The 19,977-nt window shown below is 70.5% G+C and carries 19 protein-coding genes; 11 read left to right on the forward strand and 8 right to left on the reverse strand.

Features of this window, described 5'->3' with window-relative positions; genetic code table 11:
• The 3 genes from mmpL3 to trmB all read right to left on the reverse strand — a co-directional run.
• The coding region (gene mmpL3 / locus AC30CM_RS24890) for a trehalose monomycolate exporter MmpL3 (protein WP_490119588.1) at positions 1-2,438 on the reverse strand (2,438 nt) is incomplete at its 3' end.
• Positions 2,439-2,514: 76 nt separating this feature from the next.
• Positions 2,515-3,198, reverse strand: a complete 684-nt coding sequence (locus tag AC30CM_RS24895; RefSeq protein ID WP_490119604.1) for an NYN domain-containing protein — start codon at positions 3,196-3,198, stop codon at positions 2,515-2,517.
• Between the two features lie 25 nt (positions 3,199-3,223).
• Positions 3,224-3,982, reverse strand: coding sequence for a tRNA (guanosine(46)-N7)-methyltransferase TrmB (gene trmB, locus AC30CM_RS24900; RefSeq protein ID WP_490119589.1), 759 nt, complete (start codon positions 3,980-3,982; stop codon positions 3,224-3,226).
• Positions 3,983-4,107: 125 nt separating this feature from the next.
• On the opposite strand from trmB, the gene AC30CM_RS24905 reads away from it, so the two are divergent.
• Together AC30CM_RS24905 and AC30CM_RS24910 are read left to right on the forward strand one after the other, a co-directional pair.
• Positions 4,108-5,220 (forward strand): hypothetical protein, encoded by a 1,113-nt coding sequence (locus AC30CM_RS24905; RefSeq protein ID WP_490119590.1) that lies wholly within the window; start codon positions 4,108-4,110, stop codon positions 5,218-5,220.
• Positions 5,217-7,043, forward strand: a complete 1,827-nt coding sequence (locus AC30CM_RS24910) for a phosphoenolpyruvate carboxykinase (GTP) (RefSeq protein WP_490119591.1) — start codon at positions 5,217-5,219, stop codon at positions 7,041-7,043. Before AC30CM_RS24905 ends, AC30CM_RS24910 begins: the two co-directional genes overlap by 4 nt.
• Here the strand turns inward: AC30CM_RS24910 and AC30CM_RS24915 are convergent.
• Positions 7,015-8,643 (reverse strand): GMC family oxidoreductase, encoded by a 1,629-nt coding sequence (locus AC30CM_RS24915; RefSeq protein WP_490119592.1) that lies wholly within the window; start codon positions 8,641-8,643, stop codon positions 7,015-7,017. The genes AC30CM_RS24910 and AC30CM_RS24915 overlap by 29 nt on opposite strands.
• 262 nt (positions 8,644-8,905) lie before the next feature.
• Between AC30CM_RS24915 and fadD4 the strand changes: the two genes are divergently transcribed.
• Entirely contained in the window at positions 8,906-10,426 is a 1,521-nt protein-coding gene (gene fadD4 / locus AC30CM_RS24920) for a fatty-acid--CoA ligase FadD4 (protein WP_490119593.1), read from the forward strand.
• Here fadD4 and AC30CM_RS24925 read toward each other — a convergent pair.
• Positions 10,423-11,583, reverse strand: coding sequence for an acyl-CoA dehydrogenase family protein (locus AC30CM_RS24925; RefSeq protein ID WP_490119594.1), 1,161 nt, complete (start codon positions 11,581-11,583; stop codon positions 10,423-10,425). The two genes, fadD4 and AC30CM_RS24925, sit on opposite strands and share 4 nt — an antisense overlap.
• A 26-nt stretch (positions 11,584-11,609) precedes the next feature.
• Here AC30CM_RS24925 and AC30CM_RS24930 point away from each other — a divergent pair, with 26 nt between their 5' ends.
• A complete protein-coding gene (locus AC30CM_RS24930; protein WP_490119595.1) occupies positions 11,610-12,608 on the forward strand; it encodes a MaoC family dehydratase in 999 nt (332 codons plus the stop codon).
• Positions 12,609-12,639: 31 nt separating this feature from the next.
• On the opposite strand, the gene AC30CM_RS24935 is transcribed toward AC30CM_RS24930, so the two are convergent.
• Positions 12,640-13,335 carry a GntR family transcriptional regulator gene (locus AC30CM_RS24935; RefSeq protein ID WP_490119596.1) on the reverse strand — a complete coding sequence of 232 codons (696 nt, stop codon included), beginning with the start codon at positions 13,333-13,335 and terminating at the stop codon, positions 12,640-12,642.
• On the reverse strand, positions 13,332-13,862 hold the full coding sequence (locus AC30CM_RS24940; protein ID WP_490119597.1) for an HD family phosphohydrolase: 531 nt from the start codon (positions 13,860-13,862) through the stop codon (positions 13,332-13,334). The genes AC30CM_RS24935 and AC30CM_RS24940 overlap by 4 nt, the downstream gene beginning before the upstream one ends.
• Positions 13,863-13,971: 109 nt before the next feature.
• On the opposite strand from AC30CM_RS24940, the gene AC30CM_RS24945 reads away from it, so the two are divergent.
• From AC30CM_RS24945 to AC30CM_RS24970, 6 genes are read left to right on the forward strand one after another with little or no spacing between them, the layout of a single operon-like run.
• The gene (locus AC30CM_RS24945) at positions 13,972-15,087 is read left to right on the forward strand and encodes a TIGR03364 family FAD-dependent oxidoreductase (RefSeq protein WP_490119598.1); all 1,116 of its coding nucleotides are present in this window, start codon (positions 13,972-13,974) and stop codon (positions 15,085-15,087) included.
• A 47-nt stretch (positions 15,088-15,134) separates the two neighbouring features.
• Positions 15,135-15,821: an HAD family hydrolase gene (locus AC30CM_RS24950; RefSeq protein ID WP_490119605.1), complete on the forward strand. Its 687-nt coding sequence runs from the start codon at positions 15,135-15,137 to the stop codon at positions 15,819-15,821.
• A gap of 4 nt (positions 15,822-15,825) precedes the next feature.
• Positions 15,826-16,878: a 2-aminoethylphosphonate ABC transporter substrate-binding protein gene (locus AC30CM_RS24955; RefSeq protein WP_490119599.1), complete on the forward strand. Its 1,053-nt coding sequence runs from the start codon at positions 15,826-15,828 to the stop codon at positions 16,876-16,878.
• 1 nt (position 16,879) lies between these two features.
• Positions 16,880-18,064 carry an ABC transporter ATP-binding protein gene (locus AC30CM_RS24960; protein ID WP_490119600.1) on the forward strand — a complete coding sequence of 395 codons (1,185 nt, stop codon included), beginning with the start codon at positions 16,880-16,882 and terminating at the stop codon, positions 18,062-18,064.
• The gene (locus AC30CM_RS24965) at positions 18,061-18,963 is read left to right on the forward strand and encodes a 2-aminoethylphosphonate ABC transporter permease subunit (protein ID WP_490119601.1); all 903 of its coding nucleotides are present in this window, start codon (positions 18,061-18,063) and stop codon (positions 18,961-18,963) included. Before AC30CM_RS24960 ends, AC30CM_RS24965 begins: the two co-directional genes overlap by 4 nt.
• Positions 18,938-19,735 carry an ABC transporter permease gene (locus AC30CM_RS24970; RefSeq protein WP_490119602.1) on the forward strand — a complete coding sequence of 266 codons (798 nt, stop codon included), beginning with the start codon at positions 18,938-18,940 and terminating at the stop codon, positions 19,733-19,735. Before AC30CM_RS24965 ends, AC30CM_RS24970 begins: the two co-directional genes overlap by 26 nt.
• Positions 19,736-19,741: 6 nt before the next feature.
• Here AC30CM_RS24970 and AC30CM_RS24975 read toward each other — a convergent pair whose 3' ends face one another.
• Entirely contained in the window at positions 19,742-19,864 is a 123-nt protein-coding gene (locus AC30CM_RS24975) for a hypothetical protein (RefSeq protein WP_490119603.1), read from the reverse strand.
• Position 19,865: 1 nt separating this feature from the next.
• Between AC30CM_RS24975 and AC30CM_RS24980 the strand changes: the two genes are divergently transcribed.
• On the forward strand, positions 19,866-19,977 hold a 112-nt coding region (locus AC30CM_RS24980; RefSeq protein ID WP_490119606.1), incomplete at its 3' end, for an NAD-binding protein.

Below are 19,977 nucleotides of genomic sequence, written 5' to 3' on the forward strand. Positions count from 1 at the left end.
GGTCCCGGCGGGACGGGGCGGGGCGCCGGGGCCGGCGTGCCGCCCTCGGGGTGTCCGGGATCGTGCGGCGGCCATCCCGGCGACGTCGACCGCACCCCGGCGCCCGCGCCGACGAGGGCGGCGGGATCCTCGACGGATTCACGGACGGTGGGCCGCTTGCGCTCGTCGGGCAGCTCGGTCTCGCCGAGGCCCAGCTTCTCCTGGATGCGCTTCATCCAGCGGGGTGCCCACCAGCAGTCGTCGCCGAGCATCTTCATGATGGCCGGCACCAGGAACATGCGGATGATCGTGGCGTCGAGCAGCAGCGCGAGCAGCAGGCCGAACGCCAGGTACTTCATCATCACCAGGTCGGAGAACACGAACGCGCCCGCGACCACGGCCAGCACCAGGGCCGCGCCGGTGATCAGGCGGCCCGTGGTGGCCGTGCCGATGCGGATGGCCTCGGCGGTGGACAGCCCGCGTTCGCGGGCCTCCACCATGCGGGAGACCAGGAACACCTCGTAGTCGGTCGACAGACCCCAGATCACCGCGATGATGAGGCCGATCATCGGCGCCATCAGCGGCTGCGGGGTGTAGTTCATCAACCCCGACCCGTGGCCGTCGACGAACATCCAGGTCAGGATGCCCATCGTCGAGCCCAAGGTCAGTGCGCTCATCAGCGCGGCCTTGATGGGCAGCACCACCGATCCGAACGCCAGGAACATCAGGATGGTCGTGGTGACGATCAGCAGCACCACCATCAGCGGCAGCTTGTCGAACAGGCTGTGAATCGAGTCCTGCTCCAGGGCCGGGGTGCCGCCCACCGAGATCGTCAGTCCTCGCGGTGGCGCCAGGGCCCGCAGCTGCTCGATCTTCTGCGCGGCGTCGTTGCGGCTGACCAGCCCGTTCTGGATCACCTTCACCGACGGATCCTTGGAACCGCCGTCCTGCACGGAGCGTTCCTGCCACATCTTGGACGGATCGTTCTCGGGTTCGATGAAGCCCGAGATCTGCATCGCCTTGTTGCGGACCTCGGCGATCTGCTGCTCGGTGACCGGCGAACCGTCGTCGCTCTCGATCACCATGGTCAACGGTTCGGTGCGGAAGCCGGGGAAGTTCTTGTCGAAGTCCTCCTGGGCCACGCGGACGTGGTTGTCCGGCGGCAGGTACTTCTCGCTGATGCCGCCGAGCGCGAGCTGGCCCAGCGGTGTGATCAGCAGGATCATCACGATGACGATGGGCGTCGCCACGGCGGCGGGCCGCTTCATCACCTTGTTGACGAGCTTGCCCCAGAAACCCTGCTCGACCTCGGCACGCGTCTTGGTCTTCTGGGTCTTCTCGGACAGCCATTCCAGGTAGACCCGCATGGGCTTCCAGTTGCGGAAGAACGGCACGCGCAGCAGGGTGCGCACGCCCAGGGCGTCGACGTTGCGGCCCAGGATGCCGAGCGCGGCGGGCAGCACCGAGACCGACAGGATGGCCGCCAGCATCACCGACGCGATGATCGCGTACGTGATGGACTTCAAGAAGCCCTGCGGGAACAGCAGCAGCGGCACCGACGAGGCCACCAGGATCACCGCGGAGAACATGATGGTGCGGCCCGACGTCATCACGGCGCGGCGGACGGCCGCCTCGGTGTCGTAGCCCTCGGCGAGTTCCTCGCGGAACCGGCTGACCATGAACAGGCCGTAGTCGACGGCGATGCCCAGACCCATCAGCGTGACGACGGGTTGGGCGAAGAAGTGCACGGGCATGAACTCGGCCGCCAGGCGCATGATGCCCAGCGCGCCCGCGATGGTCAGACCGCCGATGATGCCCGGCAGTGCGGCGGCGACGACGCCGCCGAACACGAAGAACAGCACGACGCAGACCAGCGGGATGGCGGCGATCTCGGCGCGGCGCTGGTCTTCGCCGATGGTGCCGGTGAGTTCACTGGCCAGCGGCTGCAGGCCGGCGAGCTGGATGTCGCCGTCGTTGATCTTCAGCAGATCGGGTTCGATCTTCTGGTAGTTCTTCAGGATCGCGTCGTCGTTGTCGCCCTTGAGCGGGATGCTGACGAACGTCTTCGTCATGTCGGCGGTCTTCATCTGCTGGACCGTCTCGGCGGTGCTGGTGGGCGCCCGCAACCAGCCGACCCAGCTGACCACCTGATCCGGGTGGTCGGAGACCAACGCGTTGAGTTCGTCGGTGGTCTTCTTCATCCACGCGGGATCGTCCACCTTCTCCCCGTCGGGAGGCGTGAGGATCGCGACGATGTGGCTGGTGCGGTCACGCCCGTACACCTCGTCACCGATCAGCGACGCGTGCACCGATTGGCTGCCCTCGTCGTAGAACCCACTCTGGGTGACGTGTTGACCGAGGCTGATCCCGTACACGCCGCCACCCAGGCACAGTGCGACCATTACTCCGATGACGACGTATCGGAATCGGTACACCGTTCGACCCCACCAGGCGAACACGGCAACTCCTATCGATGCATGGTTACTGGCGTCAAGTCCGATCGAGGCCCGAGCCGGCTGTAGTTGTCTGTAGTTGTCAGACGCGCGAGTTGAGCAACGCCGAGAGCGGCCGGAACGGCTGCAGCCACGCGCCCTGCTCAGGCAGCGAATCCAGGCCGATCCGCGGTAGCGGTTCCCGGAAGACGCCGGGAATGTCCTCGAGGTCGACGAACTCCAAGGTATCCGACGCTAACGCCCAACTGGCATGTTCGCGAAATCCCAGCACGTGCACGCCCACCCCGTCACGGGCGATGTCCTCGAGTGGGAGTCGGAACGCCTGACCGTCCGCCGAGGCGACGTAGACGGCGGCCAGACCCTCGCTGCGGCGCAGCGCGACGTGCGCCAGCATGTCGCCGTCGACGTCGCTGTCCTCGTCGACCTTCGGTTTCGCGAACACCGCGAACCCGACGTTGCGCAGCGCCTCGACCCAGGGCCGCACCACGTCGGCGCTGCCCGGCGCGATGTTGGTGAACACGGTGGCCTCGGGTTCCAGCGCCACGTCGTCGCCCGCTGCGGCGCGGCGGGCCGACAGGTCGGCGGTCTGCGCCAGCAGCCAGCGTCCCAGCGCGTCGAAGCGCGGGCGGTGCGCGGCCGTCGGCCGGCCGCCGAGGATGGAGCCGAGACCCATGTCGAGGTTGGGGGCGTCCCACACCAGCAGCACCCGCTGCGGCGTGGTCGACGCGACGCCCGGGTCGGTCCCGGCCGGGGCGTCGGAGGTGATGCTCACGACTGACCTCTGCTCATCGCTACCTCTTCTCCCAGACGAACTCCGTGATCGCGCTGCCCATGCGCAGACCGCGGGCCTCGTACTTGGTCTCGGGGCGGTGCACCGAGATCGGCAGCTCGCCCGAGGCGACGCGCGCGGCGGGCACGCGCGTCAGCAGGGGTTCGGCATCCCCGACGGCACCGATCTGCTCGGCGTAGTCGGCGTGGTCGGTGGCGGCGTGCAGGATGCCGCCGGGACGCAGCCGGTCGGCGATCAGCGCGACGGTGGGCGGTTGCAGCAGCCGGCGCTTGTGGTGGCGGGCCTTGGGCCAGGGATCGGGGAAGAAGACCCGCACCCCGGTCAGCGACTCGGGCCCGAGGAGGTATTCGAGGACGTCCACGCCGTCGCCGCGGACGAACCGCACGTTGGTGAGGCCCTCGCGATCGACGCCGCTGAGCAGTTGGGCCAGGCCCTTCTGATAGACCTCCGCGGCGATGACGTCGAGGTGGGGTTCGGCGATCGCCATCGCCAGCGTGGAGATGCCCGCCCCGCACCCGATCTCCAGCACCAGGTCGGCGTCGCGTCCGAACCACGCCGCGGTGTCGAGGCGGCCCAGCGGGGCGCCCGCGGCGTCCCTCGCGGCGGAGCCCAGCTCGGGCCAGCGCCGGTCCCAGGTCTGTTGCTGACGCTCCGACAGTGCCGAGTGGCGGTTGCGGAAGCTGGTGATGCGGCGCAACGCAAGGGCGGGCACCCGATCGGCGTCCTCGCGCTGGGCATGCATCCGTCCATCGTCGCGCATGTGACGGGGTGTACCCGCATCGTGGTGCGTATTGATACCCAATGGTTGCCTACATCGCTTGCGAAGGGCAGGTGTTCCGTGATTTGCCGCACTCCGGTCCGTCGGCCGGGTGTGACGATGGGTGGGTGGACGACGTGCTGCGCTGCCTGGCAGACGACGTGGCCGGGCTCACCGATGCGACGGTGGCGGGCGAGCTGGCGTCGGTGGGCGAGCGGCTGCGCGCCGCGGCGGAGGCGCCCGACGCGGCCGCCCGCTACGCCGCATGGCAGGGGGCGCTGGTGGACCTGCGCTGTCTGGCGGCCCGCTCCGACGAGGTGGCGTGCTTCCTGGAGGGTGACGCCGCCGTGCTGGGGGCGATGACGTTGGCCGTCGACGTGGTCGAGGCCGCGGGGACGCCCGTCGACCGCGGTGCAGCACCCGCCGCCCACCTGCGGCGCGCGGTGACGTGGCAGCACCGGGTGGACTCCGAGACCCGGCAGTGCGCCGCGGACGTCGTGCGCGGGTCGCTGCGGCTGCTGGCCCGCGGGGCGCCCGCACCCCGGCTGCGCGACGTGCGTGCCGAACGCGTCCGGCTGGGGCATGCGATCCGCATCCGCTGCAGCGCGGCGCTGATGCGCTGGCGGGCGGGAGCGGCCGACGTGCGCCGACGCGACGTGGCGGCGTTCGAGGCGCGGGTCCGCGCGGAGGCCGACGAGCTGCTGGCGGGCGTCGACGCGCGCGTCGATCAATTGGTCGGGGTCGCGCGCGTCGATCAATTGGTCGGGGACGCGCTGGACGGTCCGCTCCCGGGGCCGGTGCTGCCGGAACCGGTGCGCCCGGCACGCCGGGGCGAATGGCAGGTGGCGACCGTGCTGGCGGCCGGCTTCGGGTGGGGCGTCGCGGTGGCGCTGAGCCGGGCCGTCGCCACGCCGTGGGGTGGGGTGCTGGGGGCCGCCGTCGGGATCGCGCTGACGGCATGGGTGGTGCGGGTGCGCGGCGCGGTCGCCACGCGCGCCGTTCTGGACCGGTGGGTCACCGAGGTGGCCGCGGCCGTCCGGGTGCACGCGGAGGCCGCGGTGGCCGTCCGGCTGGTGGCTGCGGAATCGGTCGTCGACCGCCTGCCGCCGGGCCGAACGGGGGCCGTTTCACTGAATCGTTCCTGTGAGCGATCGGACAATGATCCGATTAACGGCGCCCATGTCACCCGCGTTAACCTCAATCAAGCGACGACCGAGACCGCATGCAGGAGACCTTCATGACCTCAGCGACCATCCCCGGCTTGGATTCCGCACCGACGAAACACGAAGGCCTGCTGGCGTGGGTTCGCGAGGTTGCCGAGCTGACGCAGCCCGACCGGGTGGTGTTCGCCGACGGGTCCGACGAGGAGTATCAGCGGCTCGCCGATCAGCTCGTCGCGGCAGGCACGTTCCAGCGGCTCAACGACGAGAAGCAGCCCAACTCCTACCTCGCGCTGTCGGACCCCTCCGACGTCGCCCGCGTCGAGTCGCGCACCTTCATCTGCAGCCAGCGGGAGATCGACGCCGGGCCCACCAACAATTGGATGGACCCCGCCGAGATGCGCGGCATCATGACCGACCTGTACCGCGGCAGCATGCGCGGCCGCACCATGTGGGTGGTGCCGTTCTGCATGGGCCCCCTGGAGGCCGAGGATCCCAAGCTCGGCGTCGAGATCACCGACTCGGAGTACGTCGTCGTCTCGATGCGCACCATGACGCGGATGGGCAGCAAGGCCCTGGAGAAGCTCGGCGACGACGGATTCTTCGTCAAGGCGCTGCACTCGATCGGGGCGCCGCTGGAGCCCGGCCAGCAGGACGTGCCGTGGCCCTGCAACGACACGAAGTACATCACGCACTTCCCGGAGACGCGCGAGATCTGGAGCTACGGCTCGGGCTACGGCGGCAATGCGCTGCTGGGCAAGAAGTGCTACTCGCTGCGCATCGCCTCGGCCATGGCGCACGACGAGGGCTGGCTCGCCGAGCACATGCTGATCGTCAAGCTCATCTCGCCGGAGAACAAGTCGTACTTCATCGCGGCCGCGTTCCCGTCGGCCTGCGGCAAGACCAACCTCGCGATGCTGCAGCCCACCATCCCGGGCTGGCGGGCCGAGACCGTGGGTGACGACATCGCCTGGATGCGGTTCGGCAAGGACGGCAGGCTGTACGCCGTGAACCCGGAGTTCGGGTTCTTCGGCGTGGCGCCGGGCACCAACTGGTCGTCGAACCCCAACGCCATGAAGACCATCGAGGCCGGCAACACCGTGTTCACCAACGTCGCGAAGACCGACGACGGTGACGTGTGGTGGGAGGGCCTGGAGGGCGATCCCGATCACCTGATCGACTGGAAGGGCCAGGACTGGTTCCGCGAGTCCGAGGACAAGGCCGCGCACCCCAACTCCCGCTACTGCACCCCGATCGCGCAGTGCCCCACGCTGGCTCCCGAGTGGGACGACCCGCAGGGCGTGCCCATCTCGGCCATCCTGTTCGGTGGCCGCCGCAAGACGACGGTGCCGCTGATCACCGAGGCCCGCGACTGGCAGCACGGCGTCTTCATCGGCGCCACGCTGGGCTCGGAGCAGACCGCCGCCGCCGAGGGCAAGGTCGGCACCGTCCGCCGCGACCCCATGGCGATGCTGCCGTTCCTGGGCTACAACGTGGGCGACTACTTCCAGCACTGGATCGACATCGGCAAGCAGGCCGACGAGTCGAAGCTGCCGAAGGTGTTCTTCGTGAACTGGTTCCGCCGCGGTGACGACGGCCGCTTCCTGTGGCCCGGCTTCGGTGAGAACAGCCGCGTGCTGAAGTGGGCCATCGAGCGCATCGAGCACCAGGCCGACGGGAAGAGCACGCCGATCGGCATCGTGCCCACGGCTGCCGATCTGGACCTGTCGGGCCTCGACGTGGACCCCGCCGACGTCGACGAGGCCCTGGCGGTCAACGTCGACGAGTGGCAGGCCGAGCTGCCGCTGATCCAGGAGTGGTTCGAGTTCGTCGGCGAGAAGTTGCCGACCGGCATCAAGGACGAGTTCGACGCGCTCAAGACGCGGTTGAACGAGGCCGGGTAGCCACTGCGTCCAGGATGAGGTCGGCGGCCCGCCACGCCATGGCCATCGCGGGCCCGTTCGTGTTGCCGGACAGCATGATCGGCCACACCGACAGGTCCGCGATGCGGAGGCCGTCGATGCCGCGGACGCGGAGTTGGTCGTCGACGACGTCTTGGTCGTCGGGTCCCATGGCGCAGGTGCCCATGGCGTGGTGCCCGTTGGCGCCGTACACCAGCGCGGCGTCGACGAGGTCGGCGTCCGACGTCACGTCGGCGCCCGGCGTGATCTCGAAGTCCACGAACTCGGCGATGGGGGAGCGCTGGAAGATCGACCGCATGGTCCGCAGGACGCGGGCACCGGTCTGGCGGTCGTACTCGGTGGCGAAGTAGTTGGGGTCGATCAGCAAGGCGCCCTGGGGATCTGGTGACGTCACCCGTACGCTGCCCTCGGACGTGGGCCGCAGGATCTCGCCCATGCACGTGATGCCCGCGACGTGTTCGACGGTGGAGCGTTGCGCACCGTTGCCGTTGGCGACGGTGAGTGCGGTCGCGAGCATCTGCCCGTCGACGCGCGGCGAGGTGGGATCGCTGGCGAACAGTGCCAGCACGTCGGCGGTGGGCGTGGCCAGCGGGCCCTTGCGGGTGGCGAGGTAGTGCACGCCGGTCTTGAACTTGGCCAGCGGCGTGGAGAGTTGGTGGTTGTAGCCGAGGGGGCCCTTGAGCCGGTAGGTGGTGACGAGCGTGCGGTGGTCACGCATGCGCATGCCCACCTGGGAACGGTCCAGGTAGTGCGTGACGCCGGCGGCGCGCAGCACGTCGCGCGGGCCGATGCCCGACAGCTGCAACAGCTTCGGCGACTCCAGCGCGCCGAGGCAGACGATGACCTCGCGCCGGACCCGGACGGTCTCGCGGGAGCGGGGGGTGCGCAGCACCACGCCGACGGCCCTGCCGTGCTCCAGCACGAGCCGTTCGGCGTAGGCGTGCGTGGCGACGGTGAGGTTGGGCCTGCTCAGCGCGGGCCGCAGGAATGCGCCGGCCGCGCTGACGCGGCGGCCGCGGTGGATGGTGGCCGGCGGTAGGCCGACGCGCGGGCCCGCGGTGTCGTTGACGTCGGCCACGGCGCGCATGCCGAGCTGCTGGCTGGCCGAGATGATGGCGGCGGCAAGGGGATTGGCGTACTCGGGCACCGAGACGGGGACCGGACCGCCGGCGCCTCGCGTCGCCGACGGTCCGAACTGGTGGTTCTCGATGCGGCGATAGATCGGCAGGATGTCGTCCCAGCCCCAGCCGGAATTGCCCAGGCGCACCAGGTCGTCGTAGTCGTCGCGGTGGCCGCGGTTGTACACCATGCCGTTGATGGCGCTGGAACCGCCGAGGACGCGCCCGCGCGGCCACGCCTCGGACGTGCCGAGCGGGCCGAAGGGGACGGTGTGGTAGCTCCAGGAGTATCGGGGGTCGTGGAACACGCGGCCGCCGACGCGCGGCACGTGCAGGTAGGGGCTGCGGGCGGCGCCGCCCGCCTCGACCAGGAGCACGCGGTGGTGGCCACCCTCGGACAGTCGGTTGGCGATGACGCAACCCGACGTGCCCGCCCCCAGCACCACGTAGTCGACGTCGGCCATGCCCCGCCCCTTGCCCCGAGCCTCCCGGCACATCTCGAAAAATGAAGCTTCAGCAAATCAAATGTTTGCTAGAAATGCAAGCGCAAGACCGTTGCGTCGGCAATGGCAGCTATGAATCCTGCAGAAGTCACGAAAGCGTCATCGTCCGGCGATTTCGACAGGCGTAGCCACATCGGCGATCTGCGGTCACGTGACCGGCCGAAAGCACTGTGACGCGGACCCCGTTGACACCTGTCAAGTGAGCGCGTCGTACAGTGCTCGCATGCAGATCCGCGACCACGTGGGTAAGGACAAGCCGGCCGTCGTGCTGTACCCCTCGGGCACCGTCGTCACGTTCGACGACCTCGAGGCGCGCGCCAACCGCCTGGCGCACTACTTCCGCAGTCGCGGGCTCGTCGAGGGCGACGTCGTCGCGATCCTGATGGAGAACAACGAGCACGTGCACGCGGTCATGTGGGCCGCACGCCGGGCCGGGCTCTACTACGTGCCCATCAACACGCACCTCACCGCCGCCGAGGCGGCCTACATCATCGACAACAGCGGGGCGTCGGCCATCGTCGCGTCGGCCGCCTTGCAGGACGTCGCCGCCGGACTGGCCGCCGAACTGCCCGGCGGACTGCCCGCCATCCGGTTGACCACCGGCGACCTCGACGGCTGGGAGCGCTACCCCGACTGCGTCGACGACCAGCCGGACGCCCCGATCGCCGACGAGTTCGAAGGCGATCTGCTGCAGTACTCGTCGGGCACCACCGGCCGTCCCAAGGGCATCAAGCGTGCGCTACCGCACGTGCACCCGTCGGAGGCTCCCGGTCTGATGGCCGGACTGGTCGCGTTCTGGATGCACCCCGACGCGGTCTATCTCAGCCCCGCGCCGCTGTATCACACCGCACCGTCGGTGTGGTCGATGAACATCCAGGCGGCCGGCATCACCACCGTCGTCATGGAGAAGTTCGACGCCGCAGGATGCCTGGACGCCATCGCCACGCACCGCGTCACGCACGGCCAGTTCGTCCCGGCGATGTTCACGCGGATGCTCAAGCTGCCCGCCGAGGTACGCGCCTCCTACGACGTCTCGAGCCTGGAGCGCGTCATCCATGCGGCGGCGCCGTGCCCGGTGGACATCAAGAAGCAGATGATCGACTGGTGGGGTCCCATCGTCGACGAGTACTACGCCTCCTCGGAGGCGCACGGCTCCACGCTCATCAGCGCCGAGGAGTGGTTGGCCCACCCCGGTTCGGTGGGCAGGCCCATGGTCGGCGGCGTCCACATCCTCGACGAGGACGGCACCGAGCTGCCGCCGGGTCAGGCCGGGGAGATCTACTTCGAAGGCGGCAACACCTTCGAGTACCTCAACGACCCGGAGAAGACGGCGTCGTCGCGGGACAAGTCCGGCCACGGCTGGACGACCGTGGGCGACATCGGCTATCTGGACGAGGACGGCTACCTGTACCTCACCGACCGCAGGCACCACATGATCATCTCGGGTGGGGTGAACATCTATCCGCAGGAAGCCGAGAACATGCTCGTCACCCACCCGCGGGTGATGGACGCCGCGGTGTTCGGCATCCCCGACGACGAGATGGGCCAGAGCGTCAAGGCCGTGGTGCAGACCGTCGACCCCGCCGACGCCACCGACGCGTTCGCCGAGGAGCTGCTGGGCTGGCTGCGAGATCGGTTGGCGCACTACAAGTGTCCGCGCTCGCTGTCCTTCAGGGACACCCTGCCGCGCACCGACACCGGCAAGCTCTACAAGCAGTCGCTCATCGACGAGTACTCCCGCTAGAGGCCGCCGCGGGCCACCAGCTGGGCGGCGATCACGTTGCGCTGGATCTCGTTGGTGCCCTCGCCGACGATCATCAGCGGGGCGTCCCGGAAGTACCGTTCCACGTCGTATTCCGTGGAGTACCCGTAGCCGCCGTGGATGCGCACGGCGTTCAGCGCGATCTCCATCGCGGTCTCTGAGGCGAACAGCTTGGCCATGCCGGCCTCCATGTCGGCGCGTTGGCCCGAGTCGTAGCGGTCGGCGGCGTGGAACACCAGCTGGCGTGCCGCGGTGAGCTTGGTGGCCATGTCCGCGAGATAGTGCCCGATGGCCTGGTGCTTCCAGATGGGCTGACCGAAGCTCTCCCGGTCCTGCGCGTACGCCAGCGCGTCGTCGAGTGCGGCCGACGCGACGCCGAGCGCGCGTGCCGCCACCTGGATGCGGCCCGTCTCCAGCCCCTTCATCATCTGCCCGAAGCCCCTCCCCGGAATGCCCCCGAGGATGGCCGACGTGGGCACCCGGCAGTCGTCGAACACCAGCTCGCAGCTCTCGACGCCCTTGTAGCCCAGCTTCGGCAGATCGCGGGACACCGTCAGCCCGGGTGTGGGGTTCTCGACGAGCACCACCGAGATGCCGGCATGCCGTGGCGTCGCGGTGGCATCGGTCTTGCACAGCACCGCGATCAGACTCGAGCGCCTGGCGTTGGAGATCCACGTCTTGGCGCCGTGCAGCACCAGGTGGTCGCCGTCGGGGCGGGCCACCGTCGACATGTTCTGCAGGTCGGAGCCGCCCCCGGGTTCGGTGAGCGCCATGGTGGCGCGCACCTCGCCGGTGGCCATCCGGGGCAGGAAGCGCTGCTGCTGGTCCGGCGTGCCGAAGAGGTCGAGCAGCTTGGCCACCACGGTGTGCCCACCCATGGCGCCCGCCAGGCTCATCCAGCCGCGCGCCAGCTCCTGGGTCACCAGCACGTAGCACCGCGTGGAAACCGGCGTCCCGCCGAAGCGTTCGGGCACGGCGAGCCCGTAGATGCCGAGGTGCTTCATCCGTTCGATCCACGCCTCGGGGTAGGCGTTGGCGTGCTCGACGTCGCGCACGGTGGGTGCGACGTCGCGGTCCACGAAGGCGCGGACGGTGTCGACGAGCAGCGCCTCGTCGTCGGCGAGGTGGTGTGCGTTCATGGGTACGGCCATGTTGACATGCGTCAATGCCTGCTGTCAGCATCGCCCGCGTGGCCGGACCCCATTTCGACGAGCTGAGGGTGGGCCAGGTGTTCGACACCGCCCCCGCGATGACGTTGACCGCCGGCGGCGCCGCGGTGCACCAGTCGATCGTCGGTGACCGCCTGAGGCTGCCGCTGGACGAGACCCTCGGCCATGCCGTCACGGGGTCGCCCGCGGCGTTGGCGCATCCCGGGTACGTGTGGGACGTGGCGATCGGGCAGTCGACGCTGGCGACGCAGCGCGTGCGGGCCAACCTGTTCTACCGCGGCCTGCGGTTCCACCGCTTCCCGGCGTTGGGCGACACCCTGTTCACCCGCACCGAAGTCGTTGCGCTGAAGGAGAATGCGCGTCGCCCGGACCGGCAGGCGACGGGCCTGGCGGCGCTGCGGATGACGACCATCGACCAGGCGGATCGGCTGGTGCTCGACTTCTACCGGTGCGCCATGCTGCCGCTGCGGGCCACCGCGGCGGCCACCGGGCACGCCGACGACCTGGCGCTCATCGGCCGCGACGCCGCCGCGCCGGTGGACCCCACCGCGGACTGGGACGCCGAGGCGTTCCGCCTGCGGGTGCCGGGGCCACGCTTCGACGCGGGCCTGGTGGGCGCGGTCCTGACTTCCGGTGCCGACGTGGTGACGAGCGCGCCCGAGCTGGCTCGGCTCACCTTGAACATCGCTGCCACGCATCATGATTGGCGTATCGGTGGGCGCCGGCTGGTGTACGGCGGACACACCATCGGACTGGCGTTGGCGCAGGTGACCCGCGCGCTGCCCAACCTGGTCACGGTGCTGGGCTGGCAGTCCTGCGAGCACACGGCGCCGGTGTACGAGGGCGACACCCTCTACGGCGAGGTCCACGTCGAGGACGCTTCGGCCCTGCCCGGTGATCGCGGCGGCGTCCTGAGCCTGCGGGCCCTGGTGTACGCCGTGGACGACCCGGACCGCCAGGTGCTGGACTGGAGTTTCACGGCACTGCACTTCTAGCCGACGTCTCGCCGCCGACCGCCCGCGGAGGTCAGTCCCGGTCGGTGAGCGTCGCCTCGAACGCCACCCGATCTCCGCGGTACAGCGCGCGCACCATCTCGATGGGCAGGCCCCTGGTGTCCAGGGACCGGCGGTGCAGCCGCAACATCGGCATGGCCGTCGTGGTGTCGAGCAGGCCCGCCTCGCGCGGCGTCGCCAGCACGGTCTCGATGCGTTCGCGCGCCGAGCCGAATTCGACGCCGGTGGCCCTGATCGCGGCATACAGCGACGTCGCGGGATCGAAGGCCTGGCGCAGGGCGCCGAACCGGGCGGCGGCCAGGTAGGTGCTCTCCAGCCCGATGCGCTGCCCGTCGGCCAACAGCACGCGTTCCAGGTGCATCACCGGGTCACCGGGGGCGATGTCGAGCGCCTCGGCGGCCTCGGCGGTGGCCGCCACGTCGTCCCACGTCACCAGGATGCGGCCGGGCTTGCGCCCCATGAGCACGGCGCCCTCGGTGTAGGACTTCAGCGACAGCGGCTGGACGAGCTTGGACGTCGCGACCACCGTGCCGCGGCCGCGGCGCTCGATGCGTCCCTCCACCAGCAGCTCGTGCAGGGCTTGGCGCACGGTCTCGCGTGCGACGCCGAACCGCGTCGCCAGCTCGCGCTCGGGCGGGAACGGATCACCCTCGACCAGGTCGTCGAGCAGCGTCTCGAGTTCGGTGCGGATGCGGTACGGCTTGCTCACGCGGTGCTCCGGCGGTGCAGGACGCGTGCGGCCACCGCCAGCACGTCGTCGACCGACGCGCCGGTGGCGGTGGGATCCTTGGCCGCGTCGTCGTAGCGGCGCAACCGCAGCGCATCGGGCCACCAGGGGTGCCTCACCACGGCGTCGTCGACACCGGCACCGCCCTGGGCGTGCAGTGAGGCGGTCGAGATGACCGAAAGTCGCTGGGCGTAGCCGGGTTCGGTGGCCGCGAGATGACGCTTGGCCGCCACGTGCGCCCCGGCCAGCCATGCCACCCGCTCACCGTACCGGGGCAGCAGCCACTCGCGGGCGGCTACGTCGTGCGCCGGGGCCGGCGCGAGCAGGGGGCTGTGGGCCACGTCGTGCAGCGCCGAGGCCAGGACCAGCTCGTCGTCGGCGCGGTCGCAGATGGCCAGGGCCGCCGACTGCAGGGCGTGGTCGAGTTCGTCGACGGCCACCTCGTCCCAGACGCCGCGCAGCGAGAGCAGGACGGTGAGCGTGTCGGCGAGCGCCGCGTGGTGGGGCATGGGGCGAGCATAACCGGTTTTGGTCTATACCAATTGTTAACCTGGTGTTCGGGCTCGCACCACCACGACGTCGGGGCGAGTTGTCCCGGAAAGAGGAAGGTCTGATCCCATGCGTGTGACCATCGTCGGAGGCGGCATCCTGGGTACCGCCCACGCACTGGAGGCCGTGCGGCGCGGCCACCACGTCACCCACCTCGAACGCGAGGACGAGGCGCGGGGCGCCTCCGTGCGCAACTTCGGGTTGGTGTGGGTGTCCGGGCGTTCCGCGGCCGAACTGGACGCCGCGTTGCGCGCCAGGGACCTGTGGCAGCGCATCGGTGCCGACGTCCCCGGGGTCGGCTTCCGGGCCGCCGGTTCGCTGACGCTCCTGCGCACGCCGCACGAGGTCGCGGTGGCCGAGGCCGTGACGGCCCGTCCCGACGCCGACGCCCGCGGATTCGCCGTGCTCGAGCCGGATCGCGTGCGCGCACTCAATCCCGCGCTGCGCGGCAAGTACTTTGGTGCGCTGCACTGTTCGCGTGACGCGGCGGTCGAGTCGCGTCAGGTACTACCGGCCCTCCGCGGTCATCTGGCCGCCACCGGCCGCTACGCATGGGTGCCGGGTACCGAGGTGCGCGCCATCGACGGCCGTCGGGTACGCGACGACCGCGACCGCACCTACGACGCGGACCTGGTGTTCGTGTGCCCCGGCGCGTCACCGAAGGGACTGACGCGGGAGCTGGTGGGGGACCTGCCCGTACGGCGGGTGCGCCTGCAGATGATGCAGACCGAACCGCTGGGTGAGGAGTTGACCACCGCGATCGCCGACGGCGACAGCTTCCGCTACTACCCGGGATTCGCCGGTGCCGAACTGGACGCACTGCGGGCCGCCGAGCCGCAGCACCCCGTGGCCGCCGACCATCGCATGCAGCTGCTGTGCGTGCAGCGCCTGCACGGCGGGCTGACCGTCGGCGACACGCACTCCTACGAGGAACCGTTCGCCTTCGACCTCGACGAGGCGCCGTACGCCTACCTGACCGAGGTGGTCGAGGAACTGCTCGGCAGGCCGCTCCCGCCCGTCCGCCGCCGCTGGGCGGGCGTCTACGCCCAGTGCGTCGACACCGCCGAGCTGGTGTGCCGCGCGCGTGCCGACGACGGCGTCTGGGTGATCACCGGCCCCGGAGGCCGGGGCATGACGCTGGCACCCGCAATCGCCGAGAAGACCGCCGAGATGCTGGCACTGTGAGGGGAAAGAACGTGAGCGACAACCGCATTCAATTGGCGGTGCTGGACATGGCGGGTACTACCGTCGCCGACGACGGGCTGGTACTCGCGGCGTTCGACGCGGCGGCCTCCGTCGCCGGGCTGCCCGCCGAGGGGCCCGACCGCGACCGCGCCCGACGGTACGTGCTGGACACCATGGGGCAGTCCAAGATCGAGGTGTTCCGCGCCCTCTTCGGCGACGAACACCGCGCCCAGCGGGCCAACCAGGCTTTCGAGACCGCCTACGCCGATGCGATCGCCGCCGGTGGGGCGCGGCCGATACCCGGTGCGGAGCAGGCGATCACGCGGCTGCGCGATGCCGGGATCAAGGTGGCCTTGACCACCGGCTTCTCCGGGGAGACACAGGAGAAGCTGTTGGCCGCCCTGGGGTGGCAGACGATCGCCGACCTGGTGCTGGCCCCCGGTGACGGCGTCCGGGGCAGACCCCATCCCGACCTGATCCTCACCGCGCTGCTGCGCCTGCAGGTCGAAGCCGTGACCCGCGTGGCCGCCCTCGGGGACACGGCCAGCGACGTCGACTGCGCCCTGCGAGCCGGATGTGCCATCGCCGCAGGCGCTCTCACCGGCGCCCACGACGAGGCGGCGCTGCGCGCCGCCGGCGCCACCCACGTCGTCGCCGACGTCACCGGCTTCGCCGACCTGATCCTCGTGCATCCGATTCCCACCCGCCAGGTCCCCACCCACCCGAAGGGCTGACGCCATGCTCACCTCCCCTCTCCGTGGCTCTTTCCGCGCCACGCTGGCGGTGGTCGTCGCCGTCACCATGACCGCCTGCGGCGGTACCGGTGCGTCGAGTTCCGGCAGCGGGCAAACCGTCACGGTCTACAGCGCCGACGGCCTCGCCACCTGGTACGACACGACGTTCGCGGCGTTCACCAAGGACACCGGCATCAGCGTCGACGTCGTGGAGGCAGGCTCGGGAGAGGTGGTGTCGCGGGTGGAGAAGGAACAGTCCAACCCGCAGGCCGACCTGCTCGTCACGTTGCCGCCGTTCATCCAGAAGGCCGCGGCCTCCAACCTGTTGCAGCCCAGCGGCGTCGACACCACCGGCATCCCGGCCGACCAGGTCGGCCCCGATGCCAGCTACCTGCCCATCGTCGGCAACGCACTGAGCTTCATCGCCAACCCCTCGGCCGCTCCGAAGCCGACCACGTGGGACGACCTGCTCAAGCCGGAGTTCAAGGGCAAGCTGCAGTACTCGACGCCGGGACAGGCCGGCGACGGCACGGCGGTGTTGATCCTGCTGCAGCATCTCCTGGGCAAGCCGGGCGCCCTGGACTACCTGAGCCGGCTGCAGGTCAACAACGTCGGGCCCTCGTCGTCCACGGGGAAGCTGCAGGCCAAGGTGAGCAACGGCGAACTGCTGGTCGCCAACGGCGACGTCCAGATGAACCTGGGCTCCATCAAGGACGACGGCTCGACGTTCGACGTCTTCGTTCCGGCCGCCGCCGACGGCACCAAGACCACGGTCTCGCTGCCCTACGTCGCGGGGGTGACCACGGGCGCACCCCACGCCGACGAGGCCAAGAAGCTGCTGGCATACCTGATCTCCGAGGGCGTCCAGCAGACGGTGGCCACCGACGCGCTGGGAATCCCGGTGCTGGCCTCGGTGATGCCGGCGTCCAAGGAGTCCGCGGCGAACACCGCCGCCGGCGTGCTCGCCGACACCACGGTGTGGGTTCCGGACTGGAACGCCGTGCTGGCCGACCTCGACGCCGACCTCGCGGCCTATCAGAAGGCCACGGGGAACTGACGTGCCGGAGACCTCGCTGGGCCGGTCCGGGATACGCGGACGCGCCCCGACTCGTGGTGCACCGACGCGTGGCGCACCGGCCGCCACCCCCGATGCGATCCTGTTCGACCGTGTCGGCGTGCGGTACGGCCGGGGTACCGCCGCGACGGACGCGCTGGTCGACTTCACGCTGCGCGTGAACCCCGGCGAGACCGTGGCCCTGCTGGGGCCCAGCGGATCCGGCAAGTCGACGGCCCTGGGTGCGCTGGCCGGTTTCGTCCGTCCCACGTCGGGCGCGGTGCGGCTGGCCGGCCGCGACGTCACCGACCTACCCCCGGCCAAGCGCGGCATCGGCGTGGTCCTGCAGTCCTACGCGTTGTTCCCGCACCTGCGGGTCGCGGACAACGTCGCGTTCGGGCTGCGCGCCCAGCGCGTCCCCCGCGCGCAGATCGGCCCCCGGATCGCCGAGGTCCTCGACATGGTGGGCATGTCCGCCCACGCCCGGCGATGGCCGCGGGAACTCTCGGGCGGCCAGCAGCAGCGCGTCGCGATCGCCAGGGCGCTGGCCATCCGGCCGCGCGTGCTGCTCCTCGACGAGCCGCTGGCGGCGCTCGACGTGCGGCTGCGCCAGTCCATGCTGACCGAGTTGCAGCGGCTGAAGCAGGCCCTGCCCGACACCACCATGCTCTACGTCACCCACGACCAGGCCGAGGCGCTCGCGTTGGCCGACCGCATCGCGGTGATGAACGACGCCCGCCTGGTCGACGTCGACACCGCCGAGAACCTTTGGCGTCGACCGCCGACGAGCTTCACCGCGGGATTCCTCGGCGGTGCCAACCTGATTCCGTGCACCGTCGGCCGCGTCATCGGCACGTCGGCGCTGGTGTCGTTCGCGCACAAGACGGTGAACACCGAGGCGCCCCAGCCCGCCGTGGGGCGCGCGGACTGGGCGCCCGGCTCCAAGGCGCTGCTGTGCATCCGGCCGCACGCGCTGCGGATCACCTCCCTCGGTGATCGGGATGCGTTGCGTGCCAACGTCGTCACCGAGGTGTGGCGGGGTGCCTCGACGCGCCTGGTGCTGACGGTGGGCGCCATGGCCGGTCACCGACTGGAGGTCGACGTACCCGGCCAGGTGCACTACGACGTGGGAACCGAGGTCGGTGTGCGATTCCCCGAGCCGGCGGGCGTGCTGGTGGCCCCGGCGTGACGGCGACGACCGAAACCCCCGCTCCCCCGGTCGCGCCGGCGCCACGGTCGCCGTCGGCGTGGTGGGTGGTGCCCCCGCTGCTGCTCGTGTCGGCGGCGGTCGTGTACCCGCTGCTGCGCGTATGCCTGGAATCGTTCGGCGGTGACCGTGCAGCGGTGACGTGGACCGACGTGCTGGGTGCGGCGTCGTTCCGAGATGCGTTGTGGCGCACCGTGGCCATCGCGGCGGCCTCGACCGCCGGCGCCGTCCTGCTCGGCACCTTCCTGGCCGTCGTCCTGGCGTTCGTGCCCTTCGCCGGTGCACGCGTGGTCGGCAGGCTCGTCGACACGGTGCTGGCGCTGCCGTCGTTCCTCGTCACGCTCGCCTTCACGTTCCTGTACGGCACGGCGGGGGTGGTCAACGCCCTGATCGCGGAGGCCACGGGCGCTTCGACCCCGGTGCTCGACGTGCTCTACACCCCGCTGGGCGTCGTCGCCGCCGAGATCACGTTCTTCACGCCGTTCGTCGTTCGGCCCCTGCTGGCGGCCTTCGCGATGCTGCCCCGCGCTCAGCTCGACGTGGCCGCCAGCCTGGGGGCGTCGCCCCTGCGGGTGCTGCGCACCGTCGTGTTCCCCGAGGCGTGGCCCGCGTTGCTGGCCGGTACCAGCCTGGTGATGTTGTTGACGCTCAACGAGTTCGGCATCGTGTTGTTCACCGGGGCGAAAGGCGTGGTCACGCTGCCGGTGCTGATCTACACGCGGGGGATCGTGACGTTCGACCTGCCAGGGGCGGCGGTGCTGGCCACGGTGCAGATCGCGCTGTCGTTGGCGCTCTATCTGAGCTATCGCGTGGTGTCCGCCCGCGTCGTCGCACGACGGTCGGGAGGTGGGGGCCGTGCTGCTGTGGTCGCGGCGCGGTAGGGCCGCCGCGCTGGCCGTCTTCGGGGTGGTGGTGCTGGTGGTCTTCGTGGCACCGCTGGCGACCGTGATGGCAGCGGGTTTCGCGGGCTCCTGGAACGGCCCGCTCCCGTCGGACGTCGGTGTGACGCAATACGATCGGGCGCTCACCGGGGAGAACCTGGCCAGCCTCGCGGTGAGCCTGCAGACGGCGTTCGTCGCCGGTGGGGTGGCGCTGGTGCTGGGGACGTGGGCGGCGTTGGCCGCGCGGGAGGCGCCGCGCTGGCTGGCGCGGGTCACCGATGCGGTGTTCCACCTGCCGATCGCGGTGCCGTCGGTGGCGCTCGGCCTGGGGTTGCTCATCGCGTTCAACGAGCGGCCGCTGCTGCTGGGCGGGACGCGCTGGATCGTCATGATCGCCCACGCCGTGCTGGTGCTGGCCTTCGCGTTCAGTGCCGTCTCGGCGGCGCTGGACCGGGTGGATCCCGCCTATCGGCAGGTCGCGGAGTCGTTGGGCGCCGGCCCGCTGCGGGTGTTGACCCGGGTCACGCTGCCGCTGCTGCTGCCCGCCATCGGCGCCGCCGCAGGACTGTCGGTCGCGTTGTCGATGGGCGAACTGGGCGCCACCGTGATGGTGTACCCCGCGACCTGGAAGACGTTGCCGGTGACCATCTTCGCGCTCACCGACCGCGGCAGGGCACTGCCGGCCGCGGCCTGCACGACGCTGCTGCTGGTGGTGACGCTGACGGCATTGGTGGCGCTGGGGCGGGTGCGCGGCCGAGCCGCGCAGCGCTGACCGCGGTCAGGCCACCGGGCCGGGCGGCGGTCCCAGCACCGGTGCCGGTGCGGGTTCTGGTGCGGGGAACGGCAGCGTGATCGGCGCCAGGCCGGGGATCTCGACGACGTTCGGGGGCTCGACGGTCACGGTGCTGGAGCGTCACTCCGAGATCCTCGGTCAGGAAGACGACGACGTCGCCGCGTGTGCCCGAGACTTGTTGCGCGACAACGGTGTCACCATCGTGACCGGCGCCGAGGTAG

The sequence above is a fragment of the Mycobacterium sp. DHQP2018-32-09 genome (assembly GCF_058148405.1).

Coding starts and splice junctions, on each gene's coding strand:
- AC30CM_RS24930 (WP_490119595.1), top strand. CDS start 11,610: ATGCCTGCTGTCAGCATCGCCCGCGTGGCCGGACCCCATTTCGACGAG.
- AC30CM_RS24915 (WP_490119592.1), bottom strand. CDS start 8,643: ATGGCCGACGTCGACTACGTGGTGCTGGGGGCGGGCACGTCGGGTTGC.
- AC30CM_RS24950 (WP_490119605.1), top strand. CDS start 15,135: ATGGCGGGTACTACCGTCGCCGACGACGGGCTGGTACTCGCGGCGTTC.
- AC30CM_RS24945 (WP_490119598.1), top strand. CDS start 13,972: ATGCGTGTGACCATCGTCGGAGGCGGCATCCTGGGTACCGCCCACGCA.
- AC30CM_RS24955 (WP_490119599.1), top strand. CDS start 15,826: ATGCTCACCTCCCCTCTCCGTGGCTCTTTCCGCGCCACGCTGGCGGTG.
- AC30CM_RS24925 (WP_490119594.1), bottom strand. CDS start 11,583: ATGAACGCACACCACCTCGCCGACGACGAGGCGCTGCTCGTCGACACC.
- AC30CM_RS24910 (WP_490119591.1), top strand. CDS start 5,217: ATGACCTCAGCGACCATCCCCGGCTTGGATTCCGCACCGACGAAACAC.
- fadD4 (WP_490119593.1), top strand. CDS start 8,906: ATGCAGATCCGCGACCACGTGGGTAAGGACAAGCCGGCCGTCGTGCTG.
- AC30CM_RS24940 (WP_490119597.1), bottom strand. CDS start 13,862: ATGCCCCACCACGCGGCGCTCGCCGACACGCTCACCGTCCTGCTCTCG.
- trmB (WP_490119589.1), bottom strand. CDS start 3,982: ATGCGCGACGATGGACGGATGCATGCCCAGCGCGAGGACGCCGATCGG.